Raw genomic sequence first — 16,805 nt, 5'->3', positions numbered from 1 at the left:
GTGTTGATCCTGGATGAAATAGGCTATCTGCCGATGAACAGAGAGGAAGCCAGCCTGTTCTTCCGGCTACTGAACCGTCGATATGAAAAAGCGAGCATCATACTGACGTCAAACAAAGGGTTCGCAGACTGGGGAGAAATGTTCGGAGATCACGTGCTGGCAACAGCGATACTGGATCGGTTGCTACATCACTCAACCACGCTGAATATCAAAGGAGAGAGTTACCGGTTAAAAGAGAAACGTAAAGCTGGAGTGCTGACCAAAAACACAACGCCAATCAGTGATGATGAAATGGTGAAAAGCGGACAGCATCAGTAACGAAAGTATTTAGCGGGCATGAAAATGGCAAATAACGGTCAAACATCGTGGCGTTGACAAAGAAGCATGGATAACTGAGCCGGAGTAAGGTGCACCTTGCCGTCACGGGTGACTGGCCAGACGAAGCGGCCCCGCTCCAGGCGTTTGGTGAAGAGGCACAGTCCGTCACTGTCAGCCCACAACACTTTTATCTGGTCACCCCGGCGTCCGCGGAAGATGAACAGGTGTCCGGAGAACGGGTCATCCTTCAGGACGTTCTGAACTTTTGAGGCCAGGCCGTTAAAGCCATTTCGCATATCGGTGATACCTGCAACCAGCCAGATACGCGAACCTGCAGGGAGAGATATCATCAGTGGCTGCTCCCTTTTATTTCGCGGATAAGTGTCTGTAATAACGCCGGCGTCAGTTTACCTTTAAGCCTGAGGGTTCCTGCCGGCAGAACCAGCTCGTAGCACAGACTGTCGGACGGTGTATTTATCTGCTCTGGTTCCTGTGCGGGGGCCGGGATTTTATTATCCGGCTCCGGCGTTAACGTCACGGGAAGCAGTGCCGGCATATTTTTTCCGGAAGGCAGCAGGCCACCTTTCCGGTATTGATGGCGCCAGTTGAAGAGCAGGTTATCGTTGATTCCGTTTTCCCGGGCGATCTGCGCCACACAGGCTCCGGGCTGCAGTGACTGCTCCACTAAGGCGATTTTAAACTCATAAGGGAAGTTGGGCCGCCGGGGACGTTTTTTTACCACGGGGGCTTCGGATATAACGGTGCTTTCAGGACGTACGACTGGTACCGTGGAAAATTGTCCGTAAAGGCAGGCATCAAGTTCCTGCTCCGACATGCCTGCGGGCAAAGGCCACGAAAGGCCAGCTCTCCGAAAGCGCACGAACATACTACAAACAGTTGATTTTGGTACCCCCAGGCGACGCCCGGCCACAACCCGGGGTAAATGTTCTTCAAAGTGAAGACGTAAAGCTTCAGTGATCCAGGTCCGGTGTTTCATACGATAGTGTCCATTAAAAATGATGGACATTATTTTTGTAGAGCCGGAGGAAACAGACCAGACGGTTTAAATGAGCCGGTTACTGCTGGAGCTGGTATCCAGGCTGAGTTTCGAAGCGAACTGTTCTTTTTGACGGACGCATTTTACGTTTGGGCTGGATGTAGTAACGCAGCATGGAACGTCCGCCCGTATAGCCCATTGCCTTAATCTCCGCGAAGATAACCTCGCTATTCCAGACATTCTCTGCCAGGCGCATGTCGATGTAATCCATAAACGGTTTCAGCTTAACCATTTTGTGGCGGGTCTTTCTGGCTGGCGGTTCAGGGTATTTGAGGTAGCGTCTGACCGTCCGTTCAGAGCAACCAATCTGAGCCGCAATATCGACAATGTACGCGCCCTGCTGGCGCATTTGCTTTATCATGTAAAAGTCCTCTCTGCTCAGCATGTTGATGTCCTTTTGGGTGTGAGAACCTTAAGGAAACAACATGTTGGGTGGAGCGGACAATCCAAATGGTGAATTACCGTCTTATATCACTGGCGCTGACAATTGATATCAATGCTCAGTTGTTGCAGGTTTTCCCCACCACTGCATACCGGACAGACATTTCGTAACACATTCAACCTCTTCAACCCCTCTGGCACCAGAACCAGCATTTTTTCCGGACACTCGTTCCCTGAGCTCACATATCCAGGGCAGATAGCGTCCCCATCCGGCAACAGGCTCAGCGCTCAGCGCCACAATGACCAAATCCCAGGCATCCGGTGTACAGTATTTCCCGGGCGATGCCCTGCAGACATCATGCCCCAACATCGACAACAACTGCCACAGCCCTGTCAGCTCATACCAGCATGTGCCTGTCAGAATAATTCGCTTTCTTTTCTCTTTTCGTACCGACACTTTACCCCGGCCTCACAATCCCCACTTACGCGAATACCAGTAAAACAAACTCTGCAGTCAACGGCAGCTACATAATTTCTACAGTCCAGTTCAATTTCTTAGTGCAGACTTGAGGTTTGTTGGAAGTTACTGCGGCTGTCACATGAATTACATCGCCATAATTGACCCACCTCCATTCTCCTGCATTCCAGTTGCCATAGTTCCCCCATAAGCGAACTTCGCATCCAGACTCCCCCCCTTCTACACGGTCCCACGTTAAACGTGGGCTGGGGGTATTCGAAAAAGGCGCAGTCAGTATCACATCAAAGTTACCCAACACCCTTTCACCGACTTTACCCGTTAAGTTTAGTACCTCCGGTTTTACCTGAACCGCTGTTTCCAGTGGAGCACGTTTCCACTTGTAGGTGCAGGTCGTACGGAACTTGCGCTGCTTCTGATCCGCATCTTCGCCTGTTGCGGTCAGTTGCATGCTCGTGTACACCGTATCTTCCGTCGCGCTGGATTCCATTAACCGCGCAGTAACACCGCAGACAGCGCCAAGGGCAGTCTTCCGCGTTTTCAAACTCCCCGAGCACGATAGATCTTTCCACCGTCGTTCCTGAACAATGGACCCATTACCTATAAGGCGATATTCATCCAGGTCGTAATAACTGCTGTAACCCCCAGGATGAAGATTCAGATGTATACGACCACTATCTCCTGAACCATTGTAATCAGGAAAACGGATTACTCCCGCCAGATCTGTTTCCAGCTCAAATGTCGTCGGAGGGCACATAGTATAACTGGTTGTAATTGTGGAAATATTAGTAGAATTCCCAACACTCGGCGCACCACGGTACAGTACGGTACCCGTCAACACGTCGGTCACAAGGCTTTCGCCACTTTCAAAGACATATAAGTTTGAGCCGCATACCGACGTTGATAAAAATAAAAGGATAAGCGCAAGTTTTCTTTTCAACATCTTATTCATAGTTGGATTTGCCCCTATATTTCCAGACATCTGTTATCACTTAACCCATTACAAGCCCGCGGCCGCAGATATTCCCGTGGCGAGCGATAACCCAGCGCACTATGCGGATGCCATTCGTTATAATGCTCGAACGCCTCTGCAAGGTTCTTTGCTGCCGTTAACCCGTCTGGTTCCGCACCGCCATGTTCTTCGGTTCAAGTCCCAACATCCGGGAGAACTGGCGTGTTTCATTAGCCCAGTAGCATGAACCATTATCCGTCAGCCACTCCACTGGAGACGACGGAAGATCGTTGCCGAAGCGGCGTTCCACCGCTCCCAGCATGACGTCCTGTACTGTTTCACTGTTGAAGCCGCCGGTAGTCACCGCCCAGTGCAGTGCCTCACGATCACAGCAGTCCAGCGCGAACGTGACACGCAGTCTCTCTCCATTATCACAGCAGAACTCGAACCCGTCAGAGCACCATCGCTGATTGCTTTCTTTCACGGCCACTCTGCCTGTATGTGCCCGTTTCGATGGCGGTACAGCAGGTTTTCGCTCAAGCAACAGCGCATTCTGGCGCATGATCCGGTAAACACGTTTGGCATTGATCGCAGGCATACCATCAAGTTCTGCCTGTCTGCGAAGCAGCACCCATACCCGACGATAACCATACGTGGGCAGCTCTCCGATAACATGGTGTATACGGAGAAGCACATCCGTATCATCAGTGTGACGACTGCGGCGGCCATCCATCCAGTCATCGGTTCGTCTGAGAATGACGTGCAACTGCGCACGCGACACCCGGAGACAACGGCTGACTAAGCTTACTCCCCATCCCCGGGCAATAAGGGCGCGTGCGCTATCCACTTTTTTGCCCGTCCATATTCAACGGCTTCTTTGAGGAGTTCATTTTCCATCGTTTTCTTGCCGAGCAGGCGCTAGAGTTCTTTAATCTGCTTCATGGCGGCAGCAAGTTCAGAGGCAGGAACAACCTGTTCTCCGGCGGCCACAGCAGTAAGACTTCCTTCCTGGTATTGCTTACGCCAGAGAAATAACTGGCTGGCTGCTACTGACTAGTCTAAAAACTAGTATTAAGACTATCACTTATTTAAGTGATACTGGCCCGGTTGACGTGGCATGCAGTGTTGCGGGCAATAACTCATTTCCACGGTCGAGACCGACGATAACAGTATTACGGGTCTCACACCGGGTCACACCACTGCAGGAAAGTACGGACTCCGACAACCGGATAATGCAGTTGAGAAACCATGTATTACATTTTAAATATTTATATATTAATATATATCATTTACATCCTAATTCTCTTCAGAATTACTGAAATTCAGCTGTAGCGCGGAGAGTGCACTTAACCTGATCTTTCACAGCATTATCTTTGTTAATACGGAAACGGTAATCTGTTGTACGATTTACAGTATTATCCGTATCTTTCAGGACAAGAGCCTCTCCGTTTACGAACCCGGTTTGCCACTCATCTGAACCAATCTTTACGTCTAATCCGGAGCATTCAGACGGGTTGACATTATCCAGGGTTATACGGAGAGGTGGTCTCAACACTATGCCCTCGATCTTACTTGCTGTGACATAATGTTCCAGTGTTGAAGTGAATTCTGCGAATTGTTCCCCCGTGCTTGTACTCAGAATGTCTGGCTTCCATTGTAGATGGATCTCTGCTGGTGAAACTGAGTAAGGCTGATAGGTACCTGAGTTAGCAAACCAGCGGTTATCCTCCGTCATAATCCAAGACCACCTTGTAGTTATTATTGGCACCTGTGAGAAAACAGCTTTCCCGGAAAGTATTGCCGGTTCGGGAAACTGCGCAGTAAAAGTTACACAGGTAGGTTCGTCACGCCACACATCATAAGAGATGACATGATCCGTTGTCTGACCCAGCTTACCAATAATCGCTCCTTTGGCCACCTCACGGTCATCATTCGTATAGGTTGCTACGTAATTAAGGACGAAAGGAACCTCTTTATCACCAAGCGATGGTGGAGGGGTAGTATATACATTCACAACGTTTTGCCTACGACCTCCTTTCCATGGGCGTCGATAGCCGTCATCGCATTGTTTCCATGTCATCTGATCGATGTATATGCTCCCCTGCGTTGTAGAGCCATCGTACCCGATTACGTACAGGTTTTCCGCATATACAGAACATACAGGAGCCAATAAAACTCCAAAAATAAATTTAATTATAATATTCTTTTTCATCCTCGTGCGACCTTTATGAATTTCACTCGCCTACCAGATTATCGCTCGACACAGATGTTACCGCGTCGAGCGATAATCTGGCTCACTATACAGAAGTCATTTGTAATTTAATGTAGTACCGTGTTTTAAATATTAATTCAAAGAAACATCAGCCTGAATAAGACACTGTATGGCACCCAATGCACCTTCACTTTTTACCCGGAATTGAAAATCTTCAGAAGTAACTCCACCTACAATACCCGGCAACGAGGCCGTAATTATATTAGCGTCAAGTGGTTCCCATGCCCCACTGGAGCCCCCTCGAACTTCAAGCCCCGGACATGTTGGCGGGTTCACATTTTTAATTGACACTTCAGGCACCAGGGCATCAAACGCACTTCCTCCCTCTGGGCCTATTTTGTATACCAGTCGACTGTCAAGCCCCTCTGTAATATTGCCCGCCGTTTTTGTGCTAATCACATCCGGCGTCCATTTGGCTGAAGTCTGCAATGGCTCTATGATATAAGGTTTGTAGGTAGCCCGATATTGATACCAGTTTACTCCTATAAGCTCCCATCCCCATTCCATTCGGAGTTTCAGGTTATCATCAAGTAAAAAAATAGCGTTATCAGCAATATCCTCTGTTTCCGGATACTCGTATTCAACCACCAGACATGTTTGACCTGCCTGATGGGTTACTGTCTGTGGATGAAACTCCTTTGACTGCCCCGGATATAACTCCACACTTCCCGGAGCTAAAGTGCCATCAGTCTGAATCCCATTCCATGTTGCATAATAGGATACTTTTACCGGTATTGCTCTCTGTGGATTAGCTGGGTTACCATCATAGAAAAATCGTATGTACGTATTCCTGATTTGAGCCTTCGTATAGTTATCACAATACTCCCATTTCTTTGGTCCGATTTTTTTCACGTGTCCGCTTGTGGTTCCCGTATCATCAACCCCGGTTATCATGTACAGGGAACTTGCTGTTGCTATATTCGTTGAAAACAGATTCGTTAATATTAAAGATAAAAGCAACGTTAATTTCTTCATGTTATTGTCTTCTTCATCGTGATTTATAATCGCTGAGCCGTTCTTTCCACCGCCGGTTATTATCCGGCCCGACTGTTCATGAACGTGCCCGTCTTCTTCAGCACCGGCTTATATCTGAGCAGGATGTCCAGCCAGAACGTCATGTCATTACGTATCCCCAGCTTCCGGTATATCTGCGACTTCTGATATGACACCGTCTTCATGCTGCGGCAACGACGCCGGGCTATCTCCGACACCCCCATTCCCTGTATCAGCATCCGCAGAAGTGACACCTCTGTTGAAGTCAGGACATCCGGTAAGGTCAGGGTGACCTCTGCTCTGTAGTCCGGCAGATACACATTCAGCGTTACCGCAGCCATTTTCTGTCTCCTGCTACTGCCTGATTTCCACTCATCCCTGGTGCTGTTTCAGCAGCGCACTGACCACTTCCGCAAACGACTTCCCGTAATCCTGTTCACTGGATGGCTTTATGGCGCCGTTATTCACCAGATATCTCCCTTTTACGAAGAACGATGGGGTCCCGGTCACTCCATAAGCCCTGGCTGCTTCCTGCTGTTTTGCCGTCAGGGCACGTACCGCCATGCTGTTTTTCGCCGCATCATAGTCTCGCGCCGACACGCCGGCTTCGGTAAACACCTCACGGATACTGGCTTCCGTCTTAATACTCCGGTTTATCTGTGTGGCCACAAACAGCGGTAACTCCACTTTGTCTTCCACACCCAGCACCTGCGCCACCGACCAGGCTTCCGTCAGCTCCGGTCCCATCGGTCCCATGCTACTGACGTGATACTTCACCACCTTCTCCCCGGATGGCAGGATTTTGTCCACAGCCTGGCTGACCTGAAAACGGCTACTGAAGGCCGCACAGGGTGGGCAGTAAAAGGAGAAAAACTCCACCACCGCCGGTGCGTCTGCCACCGGGGCCTTCAGCACGCTGTAATCCTTACCTTCCACGGGCGCTGCAGCCTGCGTCACTGCCGGCATACAGGCAATGCTCACCCCACAGAACAACAGAAACATCAGTTGTCTGAACATCATTAATTACCTTTTGTTACCTGATTATTAACGGATTACGGGATTGCCTTTCTGCCCGGCATACCATGCCGGGTCAGTAATATCCCTGCAGCAGATGAGTTTCAAACCAGAGAAAAAACCAGAGCGCCCCTGTCATAATGAACAGCAGAACGTCCGTCAGATGCCCTGTCAGCCATTCCTTTTTCTTCCTTTCTTTCCGCATCCTGCTTCCTACAGATACGCAACCTCAAAACGCAGTCTGGCCGATGCCATCCCCAGTGCGCCACTCAGGGAAACATCAGTCACCGGGATTAGCGCACAGGTGCGCATCCCCGTATTTTCAGTGTCATCCGCGCAGAAATGACTTTGCCCGTCCAGTTTAATCAGGGAGCTGCCTGTCTTTTCCTTCAGGGAAAGCGTCGCACCTGTGCGCTGACCGCCATCCGTCATCAGATACACTTTCTCATCACCCTGTCTTTCTTCGTTACCGACAACTGTAGCCGTCAGCGCTGTTTTCTGTGGGGTGTCTCCCTCACACGTCCAGGTTATATTCAGGGGAGCATGCTCCTTCCCGCTGTCTCCCTGTGTCAGAAGCCCCAGGTTATATGAGGACGGCACCTGAATGTCACAGCTCGGCTGGGTGAAGGTGACATTAATCGTCAGCGTCGCCGTGGCGGTGGTGGCAGCCTGTCCGCTGCCAGTCATCACCGTCATCATCAGTGCTGCCAGGGCAGCTTTAGTGAATTTCATAGCTCTGAACCCCACCCCAGTCATTTACAGCATCCACGCTGATTTTTCCGCTCACCTTTTTACCCAGATTCACGTCACTGAACGGTTTAAGTTGTGCAACTTCCTTCATCACCTTATCGCTGAGAGACACGCTCTTACCGTCATGCTTCACGTTAACAATGGCCATGTAATACGGCGTCGGGTTCTTCAGCCAGGTGTCGCTGCCACGCTGCTCCAGTTTCAGTTGCTTCTCCGCATCCTTACGACCGTCCTTAATGGATGCCGGACGGTAAATCAGCTTCACGCGGGTGTTCATGGCGATGGCCAGCACGCTGCCTTCGCCATCCTTGATTTCCGGTTTTGGTGGCACTTCCTGCACGTTCAGCCAGAACAGAGATTCACGGTCCTTCGGCAGGTTGCTGTCCGTGTTCATGATGCGGATAACCTGTTTCTGTTTGGGCGACACCTTAAAGAACGGGGGCTGTGGAACCATGTAGACGCCGTTCCCCTGGTTGGTGTTATCAATCCACACCTGACCACCGTAGGTCTTGTCCGCATTATTCGTCACTTCAAAAGAAACATTCTTCTTTCCCTCTTCATAAATGAAGCGGGTCCCGTTCAGCGTGAATGCCGCCATGACCTGACTGCAGAAAGAGAGGGAAAGGAGGGCAGCCAGCGCTGCCTTACCAAAATTACTCACAACGAACCTCCTGAACTTTGTTGGTATTTGCTTTCAGTCCTGCCATGGAGAAGCGGCACTGTTTACCGGTTCCCGTATCCACACTGACCATCTTCGGTTCAGCCAGCATGTTCATCAGCAGAACACCATTGTTTGAAATAAATCCGGCATTCAGTCCCTGTTCCGTTTTCGCGTCACCACCGGTCAGGTAGTTACCCTGAGCATCCTTCACGCGCAGGATATAGCGCAGCACATTCTCAAAGCCGAATTTGCGGTAAACCATCGCCCCTTCGGTCGGCACCACGTTGTATGACGTGGTCTCAAACTCCATGTCGTCCGGTACGTTATCCATGTTGATGTTGATGCTGTTCTCTGAATACTCAGACAGCCACACCACCGTGTTACCGTCGCTGTTCGTCGGCATGGAGCCGTTAACAGAAACCCCTTCAACACCCGGAATGCTGACAATACCCACGGTGTCAGACGACTCTTTGGTAAAGAGCGGACCCGTTTCTGTCGTACCCAGCACAGAACCGGAAACACTGCCGGAGAAGCTGGTCTGGCTGTAACCCTGTTTTGAGTAAGAGCGGGACACACCGAAATTGGTCTGAATGGCATCAAAGGCATAACTGGCTGATGCCGATGCCCCCCGGTCGCCTTTTGACCCCGCATTCACACCCAGGCTGTAGTTAAACCGGTCAGTCGGTGTCGCAGACACACTGCTGTTAAATGTCGTTCCGCCCGTCCGGGTATAGCCCACGCTGTTGCTGCTGTAATGGCGGGTGCCTTTCAGGTCAAACGGCACGCTCACACTCAGTGAAACGGAGTAATCCGCCTTATCCGACCAGGCATACTTTGAGTACGACCCGTTCAGAAAGACCGAGACAGAATCAAAAACAGAGGTACTGAATGACAGTGTGCTGCCGGTATCATGTCCCTCACGCATCCAGTAATCCTGCCACCAGTAAGAGCCGCTCAGATATGTGCCATCAAAACGGTGTGACAGACGCGCCTCATAACGGGAGCGCTGGCTGCCGTAGCGCGCATACCGCCAGATATCCTTCGGATTAAAGTCAGCAAATTCCACATACCCTTTACTCTGATAACGGTATGTCAGTAACTGCAGGTCAGTCCGGTCTGTAAAGCTCTTGGCATATTTGGCACTGAAGCTTTGCCCGGTTTTTTCTTCCCCGTTGTCATATCGGGCTTTTGACACGTTCGCACTGAGCGACATAGCCCCCAGACCGCCCAGCATCTGGGTAACGCCCAGCCCCCCAGCCTGATAGTCATCATTCAGAATGAATGCTGAATTCAGCGTGGTGGTGGAGAAGCCATAGTCCAGGCTGCCCAGCCAGAACAGCCCGGTGTCAGAATGAAACGCCTTGTCCAGTTCGTTGCTGTTGTTTTTCTTACCCACCGCCACGTTGTACTGGAACTCACCCGGACGCAGCAGCGTTGGCAGCGTGGTGACCGGATAGACCTGTTCGGTTTTGTTACCGCTTTCATCCTCAACGGTCACCACCAGGTCACCGTTACCCATCGGACGCAGGTCATCCAGACGGTAAGGCCCCGCCGGTACCATTTTTGAATAGACCGTATATCCGTTCTGTTTCACGGTAATACGGGAAGGCGTGGAGGCAATCCCGGAGATATCTGGCGCATATCCCCGGGATTCCCACGGGCGCATATTGCTGTTAGAGCGAAGTGCCGCTCCGTAGAAATTAAAGTCAGAAAACAGCTCCGTACGGGTCTGTGATTTTCCCAGCAGCAGGTCTCCCTGCACCTGGCTGATGGCCGTGGACAGGGTCAGGTCGCTGGAGGTGAATTCCGTTTTATCACGGTCATGCGACACGTTCATGTTGCTGGAAAGCACCCAACGCCCCAGGTTGATAGCAGCATCAAAATTCCCGAAAGCATTAAAATCGTCATGAACGGTTTTATTAAAGTTACCGTAATATTTCAGACGTCCGCCATTCACGCCGTAATCCCAGCGTGCAGGGTCGTTTTTGCTCAGTACATAAGCCTGAGGGATATTAAATTTTAATGTCTGAGCACCGTAATCAAAATCCACTTTAGTATGGGGATTACGGGTCAGGACATAGCACTGTTTTTCCTTGTCAAAGACATCATCATAAGCGTCTTTTTTCATCATCACCCCGGCGTTATCCAGCCATTCGGGCGTGAGACAAAGACGATTGTTTTTTTCATCCTCTTCTGTAATGACAAGATTTGCACGTCCGGTTCGCTCATTGTTGACGAGCACGTCAACAATGTACTGGCCCGCAGGCAGAGTGGTATCAGTCTTCAGAATGGAAGGGATTACGGTGGTTCCCTGAATAAAATCCAGGTTTAATTCTGTTGCGGCACTAAAATGAGAATATATACTCAGTGCCAACAGAGATAATTTAAAAAGACGATGCTGCTTCATCTCTGAATATATCCTCGTGCTCAGCAGGGAGCATATACTCTGGAACGGGAAGAATATCCGGGAGCGAGCCCCCGGATATATATCAGTGGTCAGCTATTACTCGTAAACAACGGTGTAAGATGCTGCGGTCTCAAAAGAGCCCGGTACAGTCCCGGCATGAAGCGTGGCTTCATACACAAAGCCTGCTTCAGGCTGAGTAGCCGTGAACTGAACAGCGTTGTTCACATCGGTGATTGCATCGTGACGGTCAGGTGCGTTGGTCTCGCCATTTTTAGCGTTCAGCGATACATACGCTTCAGTTGCTGTACCGGACTGGTTCTTAAAGCCTTCTCCGCCAAGAGTCGGAGAGAACCATGCAAATTTTGCTTTATCGCCAGCGGAAATACAGGTTGGATCTTTGAGTTTTACTGTGAACTCTTTCTGTTTAGTTTTATCGGCGCCCGCCTCCAGAACACCAAACTGAATCTGGTTATTTACAGCGCCATCGCCGGAAACAACAACGTCACAGGTTTTTGCAGCAATTGTACCAACAAACTGAACCTCTCCCTGGGAACCTGCTTTTACATCAGCCATAGCAGAACCCGCAGTCATGGTCATTGCAATAGCAGAAGCAATCATTAATTTTTTCATTACTAATATTCTCCAGTTTATTCCTGTAAAAACGAAATAAAGCTGACGCATCGTTGATGCGTCACATCTATCCTTCTTTGTTTTATATAAAGGAGAGATATGCCGCCCCCTCAAAACAACAGCCCGACATGCTCATGCTGTTGCATGCTAATGCAATAGCGCCCTGGTTGAATAAATATTCATATCAGGCAACCCTCAATACAAGAGGTGATAGGAAATATATAAAATATCTTTTCTCCCGGATTGAATATTATTTCTGATAAAACACAACAATATGCCCTTCAGTATTCTTCATTCATGGTGGCGACCTGCGCAAAACAAAACTTCACGCAGCCATGAATTAAGGATTTGTGTGTAACATATTGTTTGTAATAGTTTTTTATGCGCAATCACCAGTGGCATGGTGATTGCTGTCATAATACGATGCCAGCGATGACACAACATGATTTACATGCGATATACGTCCAAGCGCAATGGAGAAATAACTCAGCGAGACATTGTACTTGTCACAGACTTCCCTTCGCGTATATCCGGAAACCAGAAAATCACGAAGGGCGCATATTACTTTCTCACTATGCAGTGGCGATATTTCAATGAGCATCCAGAACTGCTCTTCTGATAATGAAGAAGAAGACAGTTTGCGCTTCTTATATCTTGAGTAAAATCCGCTGTGCTCTTGCGCAGATAAATCGCTTTCTGTCATCACTCTGTTTTCAGACCGCAACATATACCTCACCTGCATGTATTTGTGGCAGAAATCAAAAACAAAATGGAAAAAAACTGACGTTACCTGTTGTGGCGCGAATACTAACACGATCTTTTATATCGACAATACATGAAATACCGATCTTTTGTGCTAAAAAACAACCATTGCGCAGAGCAATATCCATACCGCAGTCGCAAAATGCAGCATATTAATCTATGCAACTATGAATATGTGATATAAAAGATTGTTTTTAGTGAAAAGTGCGGAATCTTCGACCAAAAATGCAAAAAAAACAGAACACAGATGCAGATCAAAATAACATTTATAAAAAAATAGAAATTTCACAAATATAAGGATGAAACCAATGGCGATATTATAAAATTAAAGCAAATGCAATTTAACACAAAATTAATAAACATTGTGACAAAAAGCATGATTACTAATACCTGTATAAATATAAAGTGGGTTATTATGGGGGTATTACGATGAGAGAAGAAATCAGAGCATATATGCAAATAAAAAAAATGCTGCACCACGAGAGAGGTTGCAGATGCGATAGGAATAAGTGTTTATCAGGCGCAATACTATCTTGCAAAACTTCATGAAAAAGGAGAGATAGTGCGGAGTGAAAAACGGCAGGGGCAGAGGTGTATCTGGACAATAAAGTGAGACGTGTTGATACAGTCAGTCCTGGAAGCAAGAGGCCATTCAGCCTCATGCTTTCGATAAATTGTTTTGTTGTTCAGGAGAGGTGATGGTATTTGGGGGCTGCCTGAGACTAAGTTTACATCCGGAGCCTCTGAATGCTTCTCCGGATGGACTGGCAATCCCCATTTGCTGCAGTGTCTTATCAGCGGCTCTGGCTATTTCTCTGATATCAATTTTTTCAGGTAATACCGGGGGAGGTATCTGAGCCAGGCAAAATGCCCGCCGTTGTATCATCCACTCCCGTTGGGCTTCTGTGTACTCAGTACATCCCATGAGCACTAGCCAGCGGGCCGACGCCCTGCGCCAGAGGTTCGCGCTTTCCAGTCGTCCGGCAATCGCATCCTTCACGATTTCTGGTGTTGGCCTGTTCCTGCTCAAAACTTAACTCCACTGAAATAAAAACTATATTTTTCTTTCTGGCTGGCACTCCACGCCTGGCTGGGATTCATTCCCTGAAGCGACCGACACAGCCGTTACCCCGTTTCAGTCCCCATCATTTATTCTGCCTCATTGCTATGGATGTGTTCTTTCTCCGGTTACTGCATCGATATAAACTATCGTAAACAGAATCAACGTTAAGTCACAGACTCTGCCAAAATGCGAGGAACAAAATAAAAACACAAGAAAAACGACTTTGATGTATGTCAAAATAAAATATATAAAAAACAGAAAGCTGATGTTTTAGATAAAAATATTTAAATAAATATTAAACAAAGCTGAATATTTTCTTGATTTATCGCATCAGAAAAAAGAAAAAATCTTTTTTGTAAAAAATATCAGGAATGCTGAGGAAATGATGACTTTGAGAAAAACACAACTCTCCATAATAATTGGTGCCATATTATCCGGCCCTGCATCATTTGCAGAATCTATAGCAGTAACCTCGGTTAAAGCTGAAAATGGGCAATCCATTGTCATGCAGTATGATGTGATAAACAGCAATCATAACAGTAATGCTGTTTATGCGAATGGTGTGAATGCAACGATTGATACACATGGGCATACCATTATCGCAACAGGAAACAACGCGTCTGCTGTTCATGCAACCCATGGCGGCGTGATAAATGTTAATGGTGGAGATGTCGATATTCATGGTCCGGATTCCCGAGCGGTATCAGCCAGCACGAATGGCCTGATAAACGTTACCGGAGCCAGAATCCTTATTGACAGTATGAATTCAAAAGGTGTGTCTGCCAGTGGCGGGGATATAAACCTTAAAGGAACCACTATCACCACAAAAGGAGAACATAGTGATGGTGTTTTTTCAGAGGGAGAACCTGCAAATTCATCACATATCAATATTGCTGACAGCAATATTCAGACAGCCGGTAAAAGTTCACGCGGAATTTACCTTGCAAATGGCAACATGATTGTTTCCGGTACTGAAATAAGAACCGCCGGAGATAATGCCGGCGGCATGGAGATTCAGAACGATGCTGTTACGGAACTGGATCATGTCAGCATCACAACGTCAGGAAAAGAGAGGGCAAACGGGTTAACCGTGGGGGGCGTGTTAACTGCCCAGAATTTATCTGTGACGGCAGAGGGCAGTGATTCCTTTGCTGTTGCCATGTCTGAGAAAGGATATCTTAACGTAAAAGACAGCACACTTGTTTCAAAACAGGATACTGCCCTTGGTTTCACTGAGCAGGATCGCCGGTATACCGCCGTGGCTGTTCTGAAAGATTCCTCCCTTCACGGAAAAATAGCGGCAATACGGGCTGTGAACTCAGCAGGTATGACAGGCCTGCTCAATACCACAGTCCGTTCTGATTCCGGCATTCTTGCGGACATTGGTGACAATGCCTATATGACCCTTGATGCATCAGAACACTCTGTTTTATCCGGGATAACACAGGTTGCAACAGGCAGCGTTCTGGATTTCCGGTTGTCAGAAGGCAGTACATGGGAGTCCGGAGGGAATTCTGAAGTTACGGATCTCTTTCTGGATAACGCGAAACTGGTCATTTCAGGCAAGGATGCGGTCAGGCGTGTGGGTAATGTCATCACCGTCACCGGAGATTATCAGGGAAATAATGGAAATATCGTCTTCAACACCGTACTTGCCGGTGATGATTCTGCAACGGACAAACTGGTCGTCAGGGGAAATACAAGTGGTAAAACCAGGGTCACCGTAAACCAGGCTGGAGGAACAGGGGCACAGACACTTAACGGTATTGAACTGATTCATGTGGACGGTCTGTCAGACGGTGAATTTATCCAGACAGGACGTATTGCTGCAGGCGCTTATGATTACATGCTGGGGCGTGGACAGGGAAACAACAGCGGTAACTGGTATCTGACCAGTGGAAAAAACATGACTGCACCCGAGCTGAAGCCAGAAACAAAGCCAGAAACAAAGCCAGAAACAAAACCAGAAACAAAACCAGAAACAAAACCAGAACCCGCTCCGGAGCATTATGATAATGACCTTCGTCCGGAAGCCGGCTCCTATACGGCAAACATGGCTGCAGCAAACACCATGTTCGTGACCCGTCTTCATGAACGTCTGGGGCCGATGCAGTACACCGATATCATGACCGGTGAGACGAAAAATACCAGCATGTGGATGCGCCACGAAGGAGGACATAACCGCTGGCGTGATGGTACAGGCCAGCTGAAAACACAGGGTAACCGTTATGTTGTTCAACTGGGGGGAGACATTGCACAGTGGAGCTGGGGAGAAACTGACCGCTGGCACCTTGGTGTTATGGCCGGTTACGGTAACGAGCATAACAACACGGACTCTGTGCGCACCGGATACCGCTCAAAAGGCAGTGTGAACGGATACAGCACAGGTCTGTATGCCACCTGGTTTGCCAACGATGAAACACATAACGGGGCTTATCTTGATACGTGGGCACAGTACGGCTGGTTTGACAACCATGTGAAAGGTGATGGACTGCCGGGCGAGTCCTGGAAATCAAAAGGCCTGACTGCTTCGCTGGAAACTGGTTATACCTGGAAAGCTGGTGAGTTCAGCGGCAGTCATGGCAGCCTGAATGAATGGTATGTTCAGCCTCAGGCACAGGTTGTCTGGATGGGTGTAAAAGCAGATGAACGCCGTGAAAGCAACGGTACCCGTGTTGAGAACACCGGTGACGGTAACGTCCGTACCCGCCTGGGTGTAAAAACCTGGATTAAGGGACACAACAGAATGGACGACGGTAAATCCCGTGAGTTCCGTCCGTTCGTGGAGGTGAACTGGCTGCACAACACCCGTGAATTTGGTACCCGCATGAACGGCGTGACGGTACATCAGGGCGGTGCCCGCAATATCGGGGAAGTGAAAGCAGGTGTTGAAGGACAGATAAATGACCGTCTGAATCTTTGGGGTAATGTGGGAGTACAGACAGGTGATAAGGGGTACAGCGACACTTCAGCCATGCTGGGCGTTAAATATACTTTCTGAGCCCCCTGAAGATAAAAGCAACCCAGGGAGGGGGCTTTTATCCGCATGTAAAGCAGAGCTTACTGGAGG

At 48.6% G+C, this 16,805-nt stretch carries 16 protein-coding genes and 3 pseudogenes; 3 read left to right on the top strand and 16 right to left on the bottom strand.

The features are described from left to right. Positions 1-318 (top strand): ATP-binding protein (locus FFT88_RS23385; protein WP_167851582.1); only part of this gene is annotated, 318 nt, incomplete at its 5' end. A gap of 38 nt (positions 319-356) precedes the next feature. Here the strand turns inward: FFT88_RS23385 and tnpB are convergent. The 15 genes and pseudogenes from tnpB to FFT88_RS23310 form a co-directional block, all read right to left on the bottom strand. Continuing rightward, positions 357-668: an IS66 family insertion sequence element accessory protein TnpB gene (gene tnpB / locus FFT88_RS23380; protein WP_135403500.1), complete on the bottom strand. Its 312-nt coding sequence runs from the start codon at positions 666-668 to the stop codon at positions 357-359. Then, on the bottom strand, positions 668-1,345 hold the full coding sequence (gene tnpA / locus FFT88_RS23375; RefSeq protein ID WP_032140648.1) for an IS66-like element accessory protein TnpA: 678 nt from the start codon (positions 1,343-1,345) through the stop codon (positions 668-670). The genes tnpB and tnpA overlap by 1 nt, the downstream gene beginning before the upstream one ends. A 55-nt stretch (positions 1,346-1,400) precedes the next feature. After that, a pseudogene (locus FFT88_RS23370) lies at positions 1,401-1,760 on the bottom strand (IS21 family transposase); the annotation flags it as partial. 108 nt (positions 1,761-1,868) lie between these two features. Continuing rightward, the gene (locus tag FFT88_RS23365) at positions 1,869-2,213 is read right to left on the bottom strand and encodes a hypothetical protein (RefSeq protein ID WP_135403499.1); all 345 of its coding nucleotides are present in this window, start codon (positions 2,211-2,213) and stop codon (positions 1,869-1,871) included. Positions 2,214-2,280: 67 nt separating this feature from the next. Next, positions 2,281-3,183: a hypothetical protein gene (locus FFT88_RS23360; RefSeq protein ID WP_135403498.1), complete on the bottom strand. Its 903-nt coding sequence runs from the start codon at positions 3,181-3,183 to the stop codon at positions 2,281-2,283. 14 nt (positions 3,184-3,197) lie between these two features. Next, positions 3,198-4,233: pseudogene (locus FFT88_RS23355) on the bottom strand (IS3 family transposase); the annotation flags it as partial. A gap of 262 nt (positions 4,234-4,495) precedes the next feature. Continuing rightward, entirely contained in the window at positions 4,496-5,395 is a 900-nt protein-coding gene (locus FFT88_RS23350) for a hypothetical protein (protein ID WP_135403497.1), read from the bottom strand. Between the two features lie 132 nt (positions 5,396-5,527). Further along, the gene (locus tag FFT88_RS23345; protein WP_135403496.1) at positions 5,528-6,430 is read right to left on the bottom strand and encodes a hypothetical protein; all 903 of its coding nucleotides are present in this window, start codon (positions 6,428-6,430) and stop codon (positions 5,528-5,530) included. A 59-nt stretch (positions 6,431-6,489) separates the two neighbouring features. Beyond that, positions 6,490-6,789, bottom strand: coding sequence for a LuxR C-terminal-related transcriptional regulator (locus tag FFT88_RS23340; protein ID WP_105455879.1), 300 nt, complete (start codon positions 6,787-6,789; stop codon positions 6,490-6,492). 31 nt (positions 6,790-6,820) lie between these two features. Further along, positions 6,821-7,468 (bottom strand): DsbA family protein, encoded by a 648-nt coding sequence (locus FFT88_RS23335; protein WP_135403495.1) that lies wholly within the window; start codon positions 7,466-7,468, stop codon positions 6,821-6,823. Between the two features lie 207 nt (positions 7,469-7,675). Next, positions 7,676-8,194: a F18 fimbrial protein FedE gene (locus FFT88_RS23330; RefSeq protein ID WP_276609673.1), complete on the bottom strand. Its 519-nt coding sequence runs from the start codon at positions 8,192-8,194 to the stop codon at positions 7,676-7,678. Beyond that, entirely contained in the window at positions 8,181-8,873 is a 693-nt protein-coding gene (locus FFT88_RS23325) for a fimbrial chaperone (protein WP_001558361.1), read from the bottom strand. The genes FFT88_RS23330 and FFT88_RS23325 overlap by 14 nt, the downstream gene beginning before the upstream one ends. After that, positions 8,866-11,280: a PefC/AfrB family outer membrane usher protein gene (gene pefC / locus FFT88_RS23320; protein WP_135403493.1), complete on the bottom strand. Its 2,415-nt coding sequence runs from the start codon at positions 11,278-11,280 to the stop codon at positions 8,866-8,868. Before pefC ends, FFT88_RS23325 begins: the two co-directional genes overlap by 8 nt. Positions 11,281-11,376: 96 nt before the next feature. After that, positions 11,377-11,910, bottom strand: coding sequence for a hypothetical protein (locus FFT88_RS23315; RefSeq protein ID WP_135403492.1), 534 nt, complete (start codon positions 11,908-11,910; stop codon positions 11,377-11,379). A 379-nt stretch (positions 11,911-12,289) separates the two neighbouring features. Continuing rightward, entirely contained in the window at positions 12,290-12,637 is a 348-nt protein-coding gene (locus tag FFT88_RS23310) for a PapB/FocB family fimbrial expression transcriptional regulator (RefSeq protein WP_275943414.1), read from the bottom strand. Between the two features lie 513 nt (positions 12,638-13,150). Here FFT88_RS23310 and FFT88_RS23305 point away from each other — a divergent pair. Continuing rightward, positions 13,151-13,285, top strand: a pseudogene (locus FFT88_RS23305) (FaeA/PapI family transcriptional regulator); the annotation flags it as partial. A 45-nt stretch (positions 13,286-13,330) separates the two neighbouring features. Here the strand turns inward: FFT88_RS23305 and FFT88_RS23300 are convergent. Then, entirely contained in the window at positions 13,331-13,672 is a 342-nt protein-coding gene (locus FFT88_RS23300; protein ID WP_064717766.1) for a PerC family transcriptional regulator, read from the bottom strand. A 448-nt stretch (positions 13,673-14,120) separates the two neighbouring features. Here FFT88_RS23300 and FFT88_RS23295 point away from each other — a divergent pair, with 448 nt between their 5' ends. Continuing rightward, positions 14,121-16,736 carry an autotransporter outer membrane beta-barrel domain-containing protein gene (locus FFT88_RS23295; RefSeq protein WP_135403502.1) on the top strand — a complete coding sequence of 872 codons (2,616 nt, stop codon included), beginning with the start codon at positions 14,121-14,123 and terminating at the stop codon, positions 16,734-16,736. The last annotated feature ends 69 nt before the right edge of the window (positions 16,737-16,805 follow it).

It is taken from the genome of Escherichia sp. E4930 (assembly GCF_005845405.1).
In the GTDB taxonomy this organism is placed as follows: domain Bacteria; phylum Pseudomonadota; class Gammaproteobacteria; order Enterobacterales; family Enterobacteriaceae; genus Escherichia.
The sequence above is the reverse complement of the archived record's forward strand: the minus strand, read 5'-3'. Positions and strand labels throughout refer to the sequence as shown.